General features: G+C 31.6%; 14 protein-coding genes and 2 pseudogenes. 12 read left to right on the top strand and 4 right to left on the bottom strand.

The window, feature by feature from the left end:
* Positions 1 to 18 precede the first annotated feature (18 nt).
* Positions 19 to 441, top strand: a complete 423-nt coding sequence (locus DS031_RS17755; protein ID WP_113807401.1) for a very short patch repair endonuclease — start codon at positions 19 to 21, stop codon at positions 439 to 441.
* A 64-nt stretch (positions 442 to 505) separates the two neighbouring features.
* On the opposite strand, the gene DS031_RS17750 is transcribed toward DS031_RS17755, so the two are convergent.
* Together DS031_RS17750 and DS031_RS17745 are read right to left on the bottom strand one after the other, a co-directional pair.
* Entirely contained in the window at positions 506 to 2,107 is a 1,602-nt protein-coding gene (locus DS031_RS17750) for a restriction endonuclease (RefSeq protein WP_113807400.1), read from the bottom strand.
* On the bottom strand, positions 2,100 to 2,528 hold the full coding sequence (locus tag DS031_RS17745) for a hypothetical protein (RefSeq protein WP_142675793.1): 429 nt from the start codon (positions 2,526 to 2,528) through the stop codon (positions 2,100 to 2,102). The genes DS031_RS17750 and DS031_RS17745 overlap by 8 nt, the downstream gene beginning before the upstream one ends.
* A 627-nt stretch (positions 2,529 to 3,155) precedes the next feature.
* Between DS031_RS17745 and DS031_RS17740 the strand changes: the two genes are divergently transcribed.
* The 5 genes from DS031_RS17740 to DS031_RS17720 all read left to right on the top strand — a co-directional run bounded on the left by DS031_RS17740 (position 3,156) and on the right by DS031_RS17720 (position 9,780).
* Positions 3,156 to 3,356 carry a hypothetical protein gene (locus DS031_RS17740; protein WP_113807398.1) on the top strand — a complete coding sequence of 67 codons (201 nt, stop codon included), beginning with the start codon at positions 3,156 to 3,158 and terminating at the stop codon, positions 3,354 to 3,356.
* A gap of 401 nt (positions 3,357 to 3,757) precedes the next feature.
* A complete protein-coding gene (locus DS031_RS17735) occupies positions 3,758 to 4,822 on the top strand; it encodes a ComEC/Rec2 family competence protein (protein WP_113807397.1) in 1,065 nt (354 codons plus the stop codon).
* Positions 4,822 to 6,153 carry an ABC-three component system protein gene (locus DS031_RS17730; RefSeq protein ID WP_113807396.1) on the top strand — a complete coding sequence of 444 codons (1,332 nt, stop codon included), beginning with the start codon at positions 4,822 to 4,824 and terminating at the stop codon, positions 6,151 to 6,153. Before DS031_RS17735 ends, DS031_RS17730 begins: the two co-directional genes overlap by 1 nt.
* Positions 6,143 to 6,679 (top strand): ABC-three component system middle component 1, encoded by a 537-nt coding sequence (locus DS031_RS17725; protein WP_113807395.1) that lies wholly within the window; start codon positions 6,143 to 6,145, stop codon positions 6,677 to 6,679. The genes DS031_RS17730 and DS031_RS17725 overlap by 11 nt, the downstream gene beginning before the upstream one ends.
* Positions 6,676 to 9,780: an AAA family ATPase gene (locus DS031_RS17720; RefSeq protein ID WP_113807394.1), complete on the top strand. Its 3,105-nt coding sequence runs from the start codon at positions 6,676 to 6,678 to the stop codon at positions 9,778 to 9,780. Before DS031_RS17725 ends, DS031_RS17720 begins: the two co-directional genes overlap by 4 nt.
* Before the next feature lie 518 nt (positions 9,781 to 10,298).
* Here DS031_RS17720 and DS031_RS17715 read toward each other — a convergent pair.
* Positions 10,299 to 10,487, bottom strand: coding sequence for a hypothetical protein (locus DS031_RS17715; RefSeq protein WP_113807393.1), 189 nt, complete (start codon positions 10,485 to 10,487; stop codon positions 10,299 to 10,301).
* 488 nt (positions 10,488 to 10,975) lie between these two features.
* Between DS031_RS17715 and DS031_RS17710 the strand changes: the two genes are divergently transcribed.
* The 6 genes and pseudogenes from DS031_RS17710 (at position 10,976) to DS031_RS17685 (ending at position 16,592) form a co-directional block, all read left to right on the top strand.
* Positions 10,976 to 11,569 (top strand): recombinase family protein, encoded by a 594-nt coding sequence (locus DS031_RS17710; protein WP_113807392.1) that lies wholly within the window; start codon positions 10,976 to 10,978, stop codon positions 11,567 to 11,569.
* Between the two features lie 119 nt (positions 11,570 to 11,688).
* Positions 11,689 to 11,841, top strand: a pseudogene (locus DS031_RS17705) (helix-turn-helix domain-containing protein); the annotation flags it as partial.
* Positions 11,842 to 12,133: 292 nt separating this feature from the next.
* Positions 12,134 to 12,400 (top strand): HU family DNA-binding protein, encoded by a 267-nt coding sequence (locus DS031_RS17700; RefSeq protein WP_113807391.1) that lies wholly within the window; start codon positions 12,134 to 12,136, stop codon positions 12,398 to 12,400.
* A 530-nt stretch (positions 12,401 to 12,930) separates the two neighbouring features.
* The gene (locus tag DS031_RS17695; RefSeq protein WP_113807390.1) at positions 12,931 to 13,251 is read left to right on the top strand and encodes an ArsR/SmtB family transcription factor; all 321 of its coding nucleotides are present in this window, start codon (positions 12,931 to 12,933) and stop codon (positions 13,249 to 13,251) included.
* A 13-nt stretch (positions 13,252 to 13,264) separates the two neighbouring features.
* Complete coding sequence (locus DS031_RS17690) at positions 13,265 to 15,838, top strand: heavy metal translocating P-type ATPase (RefSeq protein WP_113807389.1); 2,574 nt, start codon at positions 13,265 to 13,267, stop codon at positions 15,836 to 15,838.
* A 559-nt stretch (positions 15,839 to 16,397) separates the two neighbouring features.
* On the top strand, positions 16,398 to 16,592 hold the full coding sequence (locus tag DS031_RS17685; RefSeq protein WP_342767265.1) for a YIEGIA domain-containing protein: 195 nt from the start codon (positions 16,398 to 16,400) through the stop codon (positions 16,590 to 16,592).
* Between the two features lie 258 nt (positions 16,593 to 16,850).
* Here the strand turns inward: DS031_RS17685 and hxlR are convergent.
* Positions 16,851 to 17,212, bottom strand: a pseudogene (gene hxlR / locus DS031_RS17680) (transcriptional activator HxlR).
* Positions 17,213 to 17,249: the final 37 nt, after the last annotated feature.

The following is a 17,249-nucleotide window of genomic DNA, read 5'->3' as shown; positions in this document are numbered from 1 at the left end:
GAATAGTGAGGGATTTATATGGGAGATTTATTTTCCAAAGAACAGCGCAGAAAAAATATGCAGGCCATTGGTTCCCAATCGAAATTAGAGAACCGGGTTTCCCGAGAACTATGGAAAAGAGGAATGCGTTTTAGAAAGAATGATAAATCATTATTTGGAAAGCCTGATATTTCTATTAAGAAATATAAAGTCGTAATTTTTATTGACTCCTGTTTTTGGCATGCGTGTGAACAACATGGAAACAGGCCTAAAAGCAATCAAGAGTACTGGGATAAAAAGTTAGAACGAAATAAAAATCGGGACATCGAAGTAAATGAATATTATAAAAAAAATCATTGGCACTTGAAGAGAGTATGGGAACATGAAATAAAAGAGGACCTGGATGAAGTGGTAGACAATCTAATTGATTTTATTGAATATGCTAAAAAAGGAGGCTTCTGATTTAGGCGCCTCCTTGATCGTAACATGAAAAGAGCATTTTCTGAGGTTTATTAAAGATTGCTATTTAAATCATTTCAGAAACATTGTTATAACCTTTGTTGATAAAATTAGATATAAATTTCTGTTTGCGATCATTTTGATTGATGTCATTGTCTAAGCAATAGTCCAGGAATCCTAATAAAGCTTTTGCTGAAAAGATTGCTCCTTGGGCATTTAAATCGGGGATTACTATATTCGCTTTATCTGTGATTTTTTCTAAATTCCGTTCGCCTCCCCATTCACTGGCTGTAACATAACCAAAATATGCGACCGATTTTCTATCGTATCCATTATAGTTTGGAATATATTCAGATCCCATATGAGATGCAAGATTAGCTGAGAGAGTAAATTTCTTTTTATAATTCTTTGCATCAATAATGCAAATGGTATTTTGATCAACGTGTAATAATATTTCAATTTCAGTGCGCACGTCTTCATTCACCGGTTTAGGCCGCAACTCGACTTCAAATCCAATCGCTTTTAGAAGTTCAGCAGTTTTATCTTCAAAGACTAGATCATTTTCTTCATATAAATAAGATTCAACAAAGTCCTCATTTAACGAAGTGTATTGATAATCATTTAATAAAGAAGCATATTGCTTTGCTTCGTTGTGAGAAAGTTCCTGTTCAAGAATAGTTATAATTTCTTCAACAGAAAGGGTTTGCAGCAATGGATATGAAGATAGAAGTCGTTGAACCTTTTTAATACTTTTATTTCGATTTGTCGCTGGACCAATCGATCCGAAAGAGCTTGCCTTATAACTGTCTACATCTAATCCGGCATTTTCAGAAAAGCGCTGTAAGGATATCAAGTAACGCTTATTGAAGGGATATCTTGATTCCAGATTTATAAGTTCTTCAGAGGTTGTTTGATGCTTTTCGGATGGAACTCTTAAGGCATCGCCTCGAACATAATCTGCAAGTCCGGTATAATCGCAGAGCATCATAAACGTATGTGCAACATCTCCATGTGCGGCAGCAAAATCACGTGCACCTTTATCTGAGCGTTCCCGATGATCGTACGTGCTGGCAACCCTTTCCTTCATTTCTTTTTTTTCTTCTTCGGCAACCCTTCTGTATTTAAGGATATTTTGCGTAACAGTACGTAATTCGTCATCTCTTTTTGCGGTAAGTGCAAAAAAAGTAATTTCTTCTTTAGTCACGAAGCAGTCTAGTTCTCGTTGATTTGCAAGTCTAATTAGAAATCTAGCAGGACGAATTTGAAAGTCTTCTTCAAATTTTGGACGAAAACCACTTTCTAAAAAATATGAATTTGGGATTTGCAGAGTCAATATTTGCTTTGATGTGTTTTCACGAATCTTTTTTCCTGCAAGCAATGAAGCCCCGACTTTAGTAAGAGAAAGTGTTCCAGATGGTGTGATATAGACATATCCAAATGTGCGGAGCATAGCAGCCCATGTTCTTCCTCCTGATCCATCTAGACTAATGTTATCACGCTTAAGCTCTTCAGATGCTAGTACCTCTTCATATCTTTTATGCGCATCCCGGTTTCTTGACCAAATGATTTGAAAATTGTCTGTTGCCTTTTGCAGTGCCCGAAGTGCATCAACATGAAACTTAGGATCTCGTTCTGGTCTTGTAATGAACCATACTTTTCTTTCAGGCATTAGATTTATCCCCCTTATCAGCTAAATGCTTTATCAATTTTTGTAGTTCTTTAAAATAGGAGCGTTCATCATTAGAAAGCTTTTTTTTCGAATCTAATGAACCCCAATCTCCTATAAGATCCATGAATAAGTCGATTTCTGAAGTGATAAAATTGTTGATTGTAGCAAAATTCTCATCAGCTAAACTTGACATGACACTAGAAATTCGCAAAACTTTTTTATCAAAAAGGTCAGAGAGTTGGTACTGTTTAATTTCCGTGTGGGCATTAATGACAGACAATACTTTTGCCAATGAAGATATATGTATATCTTCATTATTGTTATAAGCATCATTAAACCAGTTTCCTTTTCTGCCTGTACGGGAGCTTACTTCTTGGTGTGAAAGACCAGCATTAGAAACTATTTTTTCCACATTGGTCATAAGTCGGTAAAGTAATGCTTTTCGAAGTAACTTTTGAATTGAAGCAATATCGATAAGAATCTTCCTTTCTGGATAAATTAGGATTAAGATAAGTATAAAATCAAAACAAAAAAGGGATATCACCTTTAAAGGTGATATTTACCTTTTGATTTATTTTTATTAAAATAAATTCTTGCTCCATAGGTGGATTTGAAAGGAATCTACCTATGGAGATCGTGCATCGATCTCATACTAATCATCAAGTATTCACTATAGTTCGAAATTTACAAAGTTCAATTTGAAGTTCACTGGAACTTTCTTTAGTTCTGGAATACAGAAAGTTCATCTAAAAAATATTTAAAAATTAATTAAACATGATAATGTAGCTGTTAGGATAAATAAATTGCTGAATCAGGATGGCAAAATATACTGTATGATTAAAGGGTAAAATTGGAATTTATTTAGAAGTAGAAGAACATGTCTGGAGATCATTCGGTAGCAAGTAATGTAAATAAAAATGTTTTAGTTAATGAACTTGTCTTGAAGCAATTTTCTAGAACTACAATTTATAAAACGGTTTGTTAGTATATTGAAAAGACAATACTTTATAATCAAACTATAAATAGAAACAATTAAGGAGAATGAAGAATGTTTGTATGCGAATGCGGAGGTATTATGATAGTTGTCGGAATTGAAGAACCACCAGAGCATTTGTCAAAAGAAGAGAAGCTAATTTATAATCGGGTTTGCGATGTTGAATGTCAAAAGTGTGGAAAAAAACAGTATTCACAGCCCTATGACTATGGAACAAAGATAAATGAAGTTAAAAAAACAAAACGTTTACAGTAAGTTGATATTTCGATATAAGGGTTGACTAGATCGAATTGTATAACTTCTAGATAAGTCTGAAAACTATGGTATATGAATTGAATTTTTAGATATCCCTAGCCTCGTAAAACCTCTTTAAAGTAGGGGAAGGGTCAGGAAAATGCGGATTTACAAAGTTAAGCAATTTTGATTGAGAGCTGTTGATGTTTTAACAACGATAAAATGATAATTTCTATTTTGATACATGTATATGAGGCGTTCCAAACCGTTGTAAAACCTTAAACAGATTTATTCTCAATAAAGTAGACCATATTGATACAAACAGAAACTTGTTACAAAACTCTTGGTCTTAAATTGTGTTATTAAATATATTATAATATAAACATTACCAATATAAGTAAATTTCCAAGGCGGATGATTTAATGTCTATTTTTGTGAAAATGTTACCAGCAGCAAATGGTGATTGTTTCTTAATCAAAATTAAAGACCAAAAAGATAGAAATATATTAATTGATGGTGGAAAGGGTATTGTTTGCCATCATCAATTAAAGGAAGAGTTTAAAGAATTAAAAGATAATAATTCAAATATAGATTTGTTAATACTTACACATATTGATGACGACCATATATCTGGAATTATAAGGTTATATCAAGATGAAAAAATTGATAAATCCATAATTAAGGATGTTTGGTTTAATTCGGGAGAAATAATTTCTAACTATCTTAAGGATAATTGTGGTAAGGGCTCAAGGGGGATAGTAATAACTCCTATTTCAAGAAAAATGAGTGTAAGACAGGGGATGACATTAGAGAAAGAAATTGAAAAAAATAATCATTGGAGTAAAGATGTAGTCATATCTGATCAAATAAAGGAAATAGGTGATATGAAAATTAAAGTTTTATCACCTGACTTAGAAACAATTAACGACTTGAATGACAAGTGGGAAAGAGAACTCTTAAGGTTAAGAAAACAAAAAAGTAAAGAAAGAAAGATGTCATTTATAACAGACTATCACAAATCGATTTTAGAATTAAATGAGTTATCCTTCCAAGAAGATACTTCAATATTTAATAAAAGTAGTATAGCAATATTACTTGAGTATGAAAGACATAGTTTGCTTATGTTAGGAGACTCCCATCCTTCTATAATAATATCAAGCTTAAAGAATCTAGGGTATTCAGAAAGTAATAAATTAAAAGTTGATTTAGTAAAAGTATCTCATCATGGAAGTAAAAGGAACACTAATACTGAGTTGTTAAATATGTTAGATTGTACAAATTATTTAATAAGTACAGACGGTAGTAAACATGGGTTACCGAATAAAGAAAGTCTAGCTAAAATTATTTGTACTATGAATCAACCAATTAATTTCTATTTTAATTATAGCAATATGAGAAAAATTTTCTCTCAAGAAGAGTGTGAACACTTTAATATAAATTGTTTCTTTTTATCTGAGGAAAATGATTATACAGTGGAGGTTAAATAATGGATATTTACTCAAATTATGAAAAACTAGCTGTTCAAATCCATTGTATAGATTCTTGTGGGTCAGGCTGCTTATTTCAACCACATACTAATGATTATTCTTATGTCTTAACTGCTAAACATTGTCTTGAAGGAAAAGAAGACGTACCGCAAGAATTTAACTTGAAAGATATTAAAATTTTTCAATTTAATGGTGACAATGAAATTCAACTTAAAGTATTAGACTATTACTTACATGACTCCTATGATTTAGCTGTTATAAAAATAGAATACATTGAAGAAGTGCCAATTATCCTAGTATCTAAACCGATAGAAAATAGTAACCTTGGAGTGTATGGATTTCCTAATATTCTAGAAGATCCAGATACTAAGTGGATGGGACAAAAGTTAAGTTGTTCTCTTAATTTTTATCATAAAATTCATAAAATAATAGAATTCATACCTCATACTGAGATAAGTGATGTATTTAACACTACTTCAGAAACAATTGTTGGCTTATCAGGATCTGGTATTTATATAGAAAGAAATAATAGATTATATCTAACAGGTATCTTTACGGAGCTAAAAGAAGGAAGCGGTGCTTACAAAAGTCTGTTAGGATTAGGTATTTCATTAATTAATGAATTATTAAAGGAAAAGGGGCTTCCATTACTAGTTCCTGAAGAAATACTAAGTTTTGAAAAATATATCGGTACTGCGTTTAATAGAAATGAAGGAAGAATTAAGCCCTTATTAAAAAGGAATGCTAAACAATTACTAGATCTTACACCAAGAAATATTATTGATAGATACAATCAAAAATTATACCTCCCTAACAACAAATTTATAGAAGAAGAACTTTTAAATCCAATACTATGGGAAGGATGGATTTCTCTCCTAACTTACTATTACATGGATACTACACTCATACCTACTAAGGACAGAATTGATCTAACCAGAGCTAAAGAGCAGGTACAACATAAAGTAAAAATGTTTTTTACACCTTTTAATAATTTATCCGAATGTATAATGGAACTATTTGTTAATAATTATGATGATTTAGAAAGTAATGACATCATCGTAGTTAACACAAAAAATAGTGCTCCAGGAAGAAAAAGTCATAATAAAGAAAGAACTAAAAAGGTCCTAAGGCACATAGATAGTGGGGAAAGAGACCAGTTAATTGAAGATGGTATAGATATCGATAATCCTGAACACTCAAAAGACATAGAAATAATACATATCGATTTATTCCTGGACAAATTTGCGGAATTTGATGATATAGAAAATATCCCTGAATTAGAGGAAAACTTAAAGAATTGTATCAAGGAGGTGTTTAATAATGTTCCTTAAGGATAAGGGAGTTGTAGATAGCATTAAAATTCAAAGCAGTAATGGAATCTTTGATATTGTTGATTGCTGGATTAAAAAGGAGGAGGGTTATAAGATTCATATTTTTACTATTGTCTGCAAGGATCAAGAAGAATTAGAAAAAGTTTGGGAAAGAGTTAGTAGCGATATAGCGCTTTATTTTCAGAGTAACCTTGAGATAGATATAGAAATATGGAATATATATATATTATTTATTGTTAGAGAACAAGTAAATAATGAGTATAGATACTTCCTTGAGCAAAATAAGTTTTCTTCTAGAAAATTAATTGTTGATAAAATTGCTGATTCTCTCTCTGAGAAAGATATTGAAAAAATAGTTTTTGAAAAACTTTTCTATCTCAAATTAGAAAAAGATAAAAGGGATAAAAACGAAGAGAGTATTCATGCCTTTTTAAGGGAAAAACACAAAGAAGTGTATAGAATAATAACTGAATACAATGATAAACCTTCTGATTTGTTTAATAAATATTTAGAGGTGTTAAAATGAACCTTAAAATAAAAGGGATTGAGTTAGAAGCTTTTAGAGCATATAAGGAAAGACAGTTTTTTAACTTTACTGACAAACAAGGTGAGGTTGCCAATCTAATTGTATTATACGCACCAAATGGTTATGGTAAGACTTCTTTTTATGATGCAGTAGAATGGCTGTTTACTGGAAAAATCAATAGGATTTCTAATAATAGTGTAGTAAAAAATACCGCTGATAGTGAACAAGGAAATATATTAAAGAACATAAACAGTGAAAAAAAAGTGGGAAGAGTAAAGGTAATAACCGAAAACGATTATGTTTTTGAGAAAATTACGAAGGAACTTGGTAAATTTGGTAGAAAATCAGATTACTCTGAAGGTGATATAACTTTTAGATCGTCAATCTTTAATGATTACGATTTATCTACTTTTTCAACAAAATATATTTTAGGTCAAGATAAAATCGACTCATTTTTGCGTTTTTCAAATCCAAGGGAACGGTTTGATACACTTTCGAATTTCTGGGATGAATCTAATGATTCAACTTTATATAAGACAATACTTTCTTTACATAGAGAATCAGAGAAAGAAATAAAGTATATTAATAACAGTATAGAAGAAGTAGATAATGAGATTAAAAATTTGGTTATGAGACCAAATATAATTAAAGAAGTTAATGAACAAGTAAAAAAATTAAATAACTTAGCATTAAAAAACAAAAAATTAAAAAACTTAGAACAAGCCAATAGTGAAGATTTTATATCTAAATTAATAAATTTTAGGTCAGATATACAAAATATGGAGGCGAAAAATGAAGAGGAGTTAACTAATTACGATTATTTATTACGAAAATTTGATTTAGTTAATGAAAAAAAACGAAGCATATTAGAAATGAATAAGGAACTTGAACACTTATCTTCTGTTTTAGCAAAGTATACTAAAACTAACGAAAATGAAGAGAGAAATAAAATAATTCTTGTTGAGATTCATAATCAAAATAAGCGACTTTCAAATTATAGATTCCTTCAAAAAAATCACGAAAAATATACAGCCATTTATAAACAGTTAAAAGAAATAGAAAAAGCAAACTACAAAATAGTTCAACATATATCTAATTTGAAAATTCAGGTAGCTGATTATACACATTTAAAAAAAGACTTAAGTAATCAACTAAATACTGCCCAACAAGAAAAAGAGATATTACAAAATGATTTTAAAGATTTGGATACCAATTTTTCCTTATACAAAAACTTAATTGATAGGAAAGGCAAAAATAACAGAAAAATAACTAAATTATCAAACATAATCGAAAAGCGTAATCAGAAAGTAAAGATTTTAAATAGAACTAAGGAAAAATATGAAGCTTTAAGTAATTATAAACTTCAATCGATAATAAACGAAAGTTTGGAAGAAGAGGATATACTTAAATACACTCAAAAATTAAAAAATAAAACAAGACACCTTGATATTAAAAAAGAAGAATTAGAGTTACTTGAAAAGGAATATATAGAATTTGGAAAATTAAATGATGACTTAAATAAAATAATAAAACACGGGAAAAAAATAATACAAGAAACAAGAACATCATCATGTCCGTTATGTAATAAAAAGTATGATAATTACAGTGACTTAGTAAAGAAGGTTAATCAAAATATTAATGATACTTTTGGTCTTGAAAAAATTACAAAGAAAATAAATTTATTAAAAGAAGAAATTACATTAATTGAATCAGAAATATCAGAGATTTTTCAAATGTTTCAAGGTCATTTATCAAATAAAATAACAGCATTGTCTAAAAGGATTGCAAAAAATGATACACAAAATAGCTTAAATAGATTGTTAATGGGAAAATTAAATAATAGTCAAGAAAATACTAATTTAAAAATAAAAGAAATTAATACTTTTTTTGGACGCCTAAAAGTTGATATTCATAATAGAGATGTAGATTCGTTAGATGGCATTAAAGTTAAATTAAAAGAAGAACTAAAAAATTATGATCAAGTTACAAATGCTAATAAAAAGCAATTAAAAGTATATGAAAATAAACTTGAGGAATTAGACTTACAAATTAGTAATTCGGAAAAACAAATCGTCACGAACAACAATACCAAAAGAGAAATAAAAAATGACCCAGTTATAGAAGAAGTTAATCAAAAATTAAACGAATTAAATATTGACTATGATCTTAAATTTATTAATGAGGAAATCAGTGATATCAAAAAGGAAATTACAAAGTTCCTTATTATAAAAGATAAACTTGATAAAGAAAATGAAATCTTAGTTGAAGAACTTAAAGGATATGATAAGACTGAAGTTCTAGATAATCAGCAGAGCTTGCTACAGTCTGTTAAGGATTGCGAGGGGATTATTAATGAATATAATAAAGTTTATACTAAAAGATTTCCTTCACAATCTGTTGAAAGAGAAGTAATTGAATCAGAATATAATAGAGTTCTTAACCATAAAGAAAAGATAGACAAAGGATTCAATATTTTGGGGATATTAGATCAATATAATAATTATATTGAAAATAATATACTGCTAAAAGAGAAGGAATCAAAAAAAGAAAAATTAGAAAGCAAATTATCAAAATTAGTTACGGCGAATGATGAACTATCCAATATAAAGGATGCCATTGTTAAAAGTATCGAAGAAAAAATAAATAGTGCATTTAATTTAGACTCAATTAATAGTGTTTATCAAAGAATAGACCCTCACCCAGATTTTAATAATATTAAATTTGAGTCTGATCTTACGAAAGATAAACCAGAACTTCATATTAAAACCTTGAATGAGAAAGATGTATTAGCACCAATATTATATTTTAGTTCTGCCCAAGTTAATATACTATCACTTAGTATTTTTCTAGCTAGATCTCTAATAAAAGATAATAGTGGTGTTGATTCTATTTTCATGGATGACCCAATACAACATTTAGATAATCTAAATATATTATCGTTTATCGATTTGTTAAGGACAATAACAACTGACTTAAATAAGCAAATAATTATTTCAACACATAATGAAAATTTCTATAAATTAATAAAACGGAAAATGGATCCAAACTATACTAGTTCTAAGTTTATAGAGCTTGAATCTTTTGGAAAAGTAAAGGTATAAGGTGAAAGAGATTTGACTTTTTATCACGTGTGACTGACAGATAAGATACAACTTGACGGTCACAAAGGCTAGATGTCACCGTCAAGTGGTTTTAGTTTAGCAGTTACATGCGGACAGTTTGAGCCACTGTATGCGGATGTTTGAGCCAGTAATTGCGGAAGGGAGAATCACCGCCAATGTTTTGCCATAATTAGCGCAGATACTATTGTCCGCCACCATTGACTTAACTTTTGTCCGTGTTGAGGAACAATTGCAGGTCTGTAATAAATAATGTCAAAGAGGCACACCTGCTCAAGTATGATAACACGGACAATCCGATTCTAAGCATTCGCTGGTGGGTCCCCAACCCCTTCCAGCAAATGCAAAGAATCGGGCGTTACAGTCAATGGCAAGCAGCTCCGCAATCGGTGGCTCAAAACTATGCATAAGTGGCTCAATTTATCTGCAATATTCAGTGCATGTCAAAAATCAAATTATACAACAGTTGAAACATTGCGAAGTGTTTCGTAAGGTAGTTATTACTTCCTAAGAGTTTTGAAAATCTGGAATAAGCTACTCCAACCAATAAATATACCTAATATTATATACATTGTTGCTCTTTCCATTTCTTCGTATCCTAAGACTGAAGATAAAATAACCCCTATCGCAAATAAAGTTATAAAAGTATGATAGCCGATTTTTAATCTTTTAGCCGTTTGTTCACTCATAAATATCTATCCTCCAAATCTTTAACTCTTTTTAATTTTAACATAAAATACCATATCCTTTAAAAGAAGTTTAAAAAACAACAAAGTTTACGAAAACAGCGTTTTATTTTGTTATTTTACATCTTATTTGTAAGCGTCAAACTGTCCCCGCATACAAAATAACTTAGATGCATGAGATAATCTCCTCAAGTTTACTTTACTTGAAAGGGACCCCGATCTATCTTTACTATCATAAAAATGACCATTTTATGTGACAGGGACCACTATCTAATTATAAATATTTGTTATTTCGCATCTTATTTTGCATATTTTTGACGCGATGATTTGCACGACCTTATAAATAAATAGAAAGAGAATGGATGGATCGTTGTTTACTAAACTATCAATAGGGTATACCTTATTGATAGTTTGTCCGAGTGTTGATTTTACTGTATAATTTGACTATCATATACATTTGTCTTTTGATTATCTGTTTTAGGGGGAATTTTATGATTTTTGGGTATGCACGTGTGTCTGCTTTTGATCAAAATTTAGATTCTCAAATCGAACAATTGAGAGAGGCAAAAGTCGATCGCATTGTTCAAGAAAAAGTATCGGGAATACAAAACCAAAAAGAAGAATTAAATCAACTGCTCCATCAATTAGTGAAGGGCGACACCCTCATCGTGACGAGAATGGATCGTCTGGGAAGAAACACCAAACAATTATTAGAGTTAATTGAAGAATTAGAAGAACGTGGTATTCATTTAGTGATATTAAATCTAGGAATTGATACAAGAACTCCTTCAGGGAAATTTATTCTAACCGTCATGTCTGCATTTAGTGAACTTGATCGAACCATGATCAAAGAAAAGCAACAAGCTGGAATTGCCATTGCGAAAAGAAAAGGTACATACAAAGGAAAAAAACAGAAATTTACTTTAAAGCATGATGGGGTCAAACATGCGATGGAGTTACATGAAACCACCACTAAACCTGTAAAAGAAATCTGTAAAATTACGAATATAAGCGAAGCCACCTTTTATCGTCGATGGAGGGAGTATCAGAAACTGAAAAGTGAGCTGAATAGATCTACACAATAAAATAATTCTTGGGAGAGGTATAATGGGCAGCGATAATCATGAAATCATATTCTACTCTGAAGAATCACGAAAACGGGCGATGCAAACTATGAAGTCATTAAACCTATACGAAAGGGTGATTAAGAAAGTATCATGGCAAACATGCTGGAATGAATCATGCAGTCAAGCTTTATCAAGAGGGGAACATGACGGTGAAACAAATATGTGAGATCACAAATGTATCCCGATCAGCTTTATATAGGAGACTAGATGCTTTAAAGAAAGAATCGTAGATGATAGTAAACCTATATAATAGGAAGAAACACGTCAAAAAAAAAGCATCTACCTCCACAAAAAGAGGAAGATGCTTTTTCAAAAAAGGGGAATATGTTATCAGTTTTGCCAGTTTGATAGATTTATATACAATTATTTTTAAAAAATAATTGTGTGGAACTTTAAACTGAAAGTAGGGCTGTTACATAAAAAATATCGTTCATTTCACCAGAGAGCGAATCTCTGCATGTTATATAATCAAAAAACAGGAGTTTACCGCCATTTTATCGAATTTTAGCAAATGACAAACGTATAAGGATCTGTTATGATGCTGTTGCTGAGAAATCTGAGTTAAGCAAAAAGGATGCTGCTAAAGCAGTAGAGGCATTGTTAGAAACAATCTCGAATACACTGTCTAAAGAGGAAAAAATTCAGCTAGTGGGCTTTGGCACATTTGAGACACGTGAACGTGCAGCTCGAACAGGCCGCAACCCGCAAACAGGTGAAGAAATTCAGATTCCTGCTTCGAAGGTTCCAGCTTTTAAACCAGGTAAGGAATTAAAAGAAGCTGTTAAATAAATGTATATAAGATTGTCTTGTAAAAAGTTTGATTAAAAACCTGTTTTAAAACAGGTTTTTCTTTTTGGTTCGTATTAATGTCGAAAGAAAATAATTTGTTTAAAAACAATATTCGTGTTATTCCATAAAAGTTCCCTATTGCGGAACAATGAGCAGTCACTTTTTTACTAAACCGATCAGAATAGTTCTAAATGATTTGATGTAAATAATTAAGAAACCCAGCTAATCTTCCCATGTGAAGGTAGCTGGGTTTTTAAAGTTAGATGTGCAAAATAACACTTAAAATAAGCGCAAATTATCGCCTAAAGTGACAGTCAAAGGGGTCCTCAATCATTGTTTCGTTTACCATTATAGTTGGTGTAAGTTGTACCTCGAATTCTGTGTCCTTATTTACTTCGTTAATTTCTGAATTATTATCAATAGAAAATTTTAATTTCTCTGTATTAATATTTGACACACATATTAGTGATTGTTAATATGATAACAACAAAACATATTAGTGATATCTAATATAATAGGAGGGTACTTATATGTTAAAAGTGGATCTTGATACGAAGGTGAAATTCCTGCATGGCTTTTCGCATAAAACACGAATTCAAATACTTGAATGTATAAAAGATAATGAAAAGACTGTATCGCAAATAGTGGAAGACATACGAGGAAATCAATCGAATATTTCACAGCACCTAGCATGTTTAAAAGGCTGTGGGATTATAGTAGGAAGACAAGAAGGGAAATACGTGTATTACGGCCTACGGAACCAACAAGTACGTGATTTATTAACGATGTTTGATGTGGTTCTTGAAGGTGTCAAAAATGATGTTGCTTATTGTGAAAATCATATAGGCTAGGAAGGTGAATTCAATGTCAGACAAATGCTGCAACTCAAATGAAAAAGAACTTTTAACGATTGATAATAATAAAGATTGTTGCAATATTCAGGATGAAAAAGTCAATGCAACAAATGTGAAAGAAACGGACAGCTGTTGTAGCAGTAAAGAATCACTTAAAGGATTAGAGATAAAGTCTTGTTGCAGCGAAAAAGAAGATGAAACCATTACGGAGACATCAAGTTGTTGCAGCAATAAAGTTGAAGAAATACCTCATAATACTACAGCGTCTATTAAAGGCGAAAAGATTGAATATCGCATATACGGAATGGATTGCCCATCTTGTGCTTTATCTATAGAGAAGGGTTTAAGTGGGTTAAATGACATTCAAGAAGTAAAGGTGAATTATAATACTGCAAAATTGCAAGTAGTTGGTAAGAATAGCTCTTCTTTTGACAATGTAGAAAATGAAGTTAAAAAGCTCGGTTATACAATTGAACCATTTAAACAAAATAAAAATTTAAAAACTTACAATGTTGAAGGAATGGATTGTGGGAGTTGTGCTAAAAGTATTGAAACCCATCTAAATACCATTCCAACAGTTAAAAGTGTAAGTGTTAATTTTTCAACTGGAAAGATGAAAGTGGAACACGAAAATAGTGTCGATAATATTATTTCAGAAGTATCTAAAATTGGTTTTAAAGCTTCGCTGCTTACGAATAGTAACAAACCTACAGAAATTACGAATAACAAAGAAGGATATGGTTTAATAACTTTCTCTGGTATTTTAATTGCTCTTGGTTTTATTAGCTCTTATAATGGAATATCCCCCTTATTGACAACGATGTTATATGCTACTGCTATCGTTATAAATGGCTATAAACCCGTAAAAAGCGCTTATTATGCTATAAAAAGCCGTTCGCTAGATATGAATGTTCTTATGTCAGCTGCCGCAATTGGAGCTGCTATAATTGGAGAATGGTTTGAAGGTGCAACAGTAGTATGGTTATTTGCATTGGGTACTGCACTTCAAAATAGGTCGATTGAACAAACAAGAAAGTCTATCCGTAACCTAATGGACCTGGCACCCTCAGAAGCTTGGATTAAAGTTGGATCAGAGTTAGTTAAAAAGCCGGTAGATGATGTTTCAGTTGGAGAGATCGTTGTTATTAAACCCGGTGATAGAGTTCCATTAGACGGTGAAATTATTCAAGGTGAAACAAGTGTTAATCAAGCCCCTATTACGGGAGAATCCATCCCAGTCGATAAAATAATCGGAGATACTGTATATGCGGGTACAATTAATGAGAGTGGTTCTATTGAAATAAGAGTCACCAAGCTAGTCGAAGATACGACAATATCAAAGATCATTCATTTGGTTGAAGAAGCACAAGAACAGAAAGCTCCTACTCAAGCATTTATCGATAAGTTTGCCAGCATTTATACACCTATTGTATTTGTTTTGGCATTAATTGTAATTGTTCTACCACCACTATTTGGTTTTGGTACTTGGGGAGAATGGATTTATAAAGGACTTGCACTATTAGTTGTTGCTTGCCCTTGTGCATTAGTTATTTCTACACCTGTTGCGATTGTTTCAGCTATCGGAAACGCAGCAAAGAATGGTGTCTTAATAAAAGGTGGTACGTTCCTAGAAACAGCAGGCTCCATAAATGCCATTGCATTTGATAAAACAGGGACCTTAACAGAAGGAAAGCCAAAAGTTTTTGAAATTGATGCGTTAGCTATGTCAAAAGACGACTTAATTTCTATAGCACTAACATTAGAAGATTACTCTACACACCCCATAGCAAAAACAATTGTTGACTATGCGAAAAACAAGGGAGTTCAGGCTAAAAACGGTGAGTTGTTTAAAAGTATAGTCGGTAAAGGTGTTCAAGCAACAATCGATGGAGAAGTTCATTATGCTGGTAATCTAAAACTATTTGAAGAAATGAATATATTTTTGGGTGATGTTAAGGCCAAAGTCGACAAAATACAAAGTCAAGGAAAAACAGTAGTGATAATCGGTACACAACAAGAAATAATGGGTATTATTTCTGTTTCTGATACCATTCGAACAATGACTGTTAAGGCATTGGACGGATTAAAACAAGTAGGTGTAAATCAAGTTGTCATGTTAACGGGTGATAATGAAGGTACAGCAAAAATGATTTCAAAAGAAGCGAATGTCAATCGATATTTTGCTGAACTATTGCCAGAAGATAAAGTAGATGCAATCAAACAATTGCAAAATGAAGGGCATAAAGTAGCAATGGTTGGCGACGGGATAAACGATGCGCCAGCACTGGCCACAGCTAATTTGGGAATTGCTATGGGTGGCGCAGGAACTGATACAGCAATGGAAACTGCTGATATCGTTTTAATGGCAGATAATTTAGAAAAACTGCCACATACGATCAAATTAAGTAGAAAAGCATTAGCAATTATCAAACAAAACATCTGGTTTTCTTTAATTGTGAAATCTATTGCATTAGCTCTTATATTTCCTGGATGGCTTACACTTTGGTTAGCAGTTTTGAGCGATACAGGGGCTGCTATTATCGTAATATTAAATGCTTTACGTCTTTTAAAAGTCAAAGGATAATCAAGTTTCTTTAGGTCATTTTTATTGCTATTAATACTATTAGAACTATTTTACACACTTTACTAAAACTCAATTAGGGCTGCAGTATTTACAAAAGGAGAATATTAATAAATGAAGTTTTTAAAATTTTTACCCTTTTTTCATATATTTCATCATTTCTCAGAATTTAAAGAGGAATTTAAAAACGATAAGTTAGTCTTGCGGCAGTTTTTTCTTTTATCTGTTGCAGTAATAATATTGGTTATTGGCGTACCAATAGGACTACACTTTATTCTAAAACATTAACTTTATAGAAAAACAAAGGTTGGTACAGGATTAATGAGTTTTTTCATAAATCATGTTTTCTATCATATTAATTAGTTTGCAGCACCAGTTATTCTGGGGCTGTTTTTTCTGATTCTATATTAAGATTTTCAAAACTTTTTATGTATGTGGAAGGAGAGACTACGATACCATTCTATGGATAATCTTTATAACTTGGTACAAACTAATAGGTAAATTAAAGACATGAGGGGATATTATGGATGGAGAATAACTATTACAAGCTGCGGACCTTCGCATTATCATTACGGCAATTATTGTAGGCACATTTGCTCGCTTTTTTACTTTGAAAGAAGATTATCGTCAATACCCAAGCTATCCAAATGGATATATCATTCATTTGATTACTGGCTTTGTTGCAGCGGCACTTGGATCTGTAGCAGTACCAGCGCTTATGAGTAAAAACTTTGTTGCTGTTTCCCTTTTACCATAGAGGCACACCTCACAAATTGTTATTTATTTTATTATAACAATCTGTGTCCACTTTTTAGTCTAGCATCACTTTTTAGTCTAGCATCATGTATATAGAGTTAACTTTATATTATTGTTATACACTTTTTTCAACTGTTGTTTCCGAAGTGTACCCATTACTTTAGTAAGCTAATGCTAGAAATAAATAGCCATTTTCAATTTAAAAGGTGAGTACATCATATTTCGATGTCTCACCTTTTTTAAGCACCTAATATTTCTTTTATAAGGAGGAACTTTCTTCTTTAGAGTCCCCGATTACATTCTCCATATAGTTTTTCCCCATTGATACATTGAGTCGAGTATAGGCATGATACTTTCTCCATGCTCTGTCAAAGAATATTCTACTTTTGGCGGAACTACAGGATAAACCTCCCGATGAACAATACGGTCTTCTTCCAGCTCTCGCAATTGGTTCACGAGCATTCTTTGGGTAATGTCCGGTATGAGCGCCTTTAATTCACTAAATCGTTTAGTGCCCTCTTTACCTAAATGCCATAAAATAATCATTTTCCATTTACCGCCAATAACAGAAAGGGTCAATTCTTTTTCACAGTTAAATGTTTTGTCGTGCAATCTCGCCATTTGTTTCACCTCCGCTTCCATAGTTTATCACATAGTA

The sequence above is a fragment of the Bacillus taeanensis genome (genome assembly GCF_003318295.1).
Classification (GTDB): Bacteria; Bacillota; Bacilli; order Bacillales; family UBA6769; genus Maribacillus; species Maribacillus taeanensis.
The sequence above is the reverse complement of the archived record's forward strand: the minus strand, read 5'-3'. Positions and strand labels throughout refer to the sequence as shown.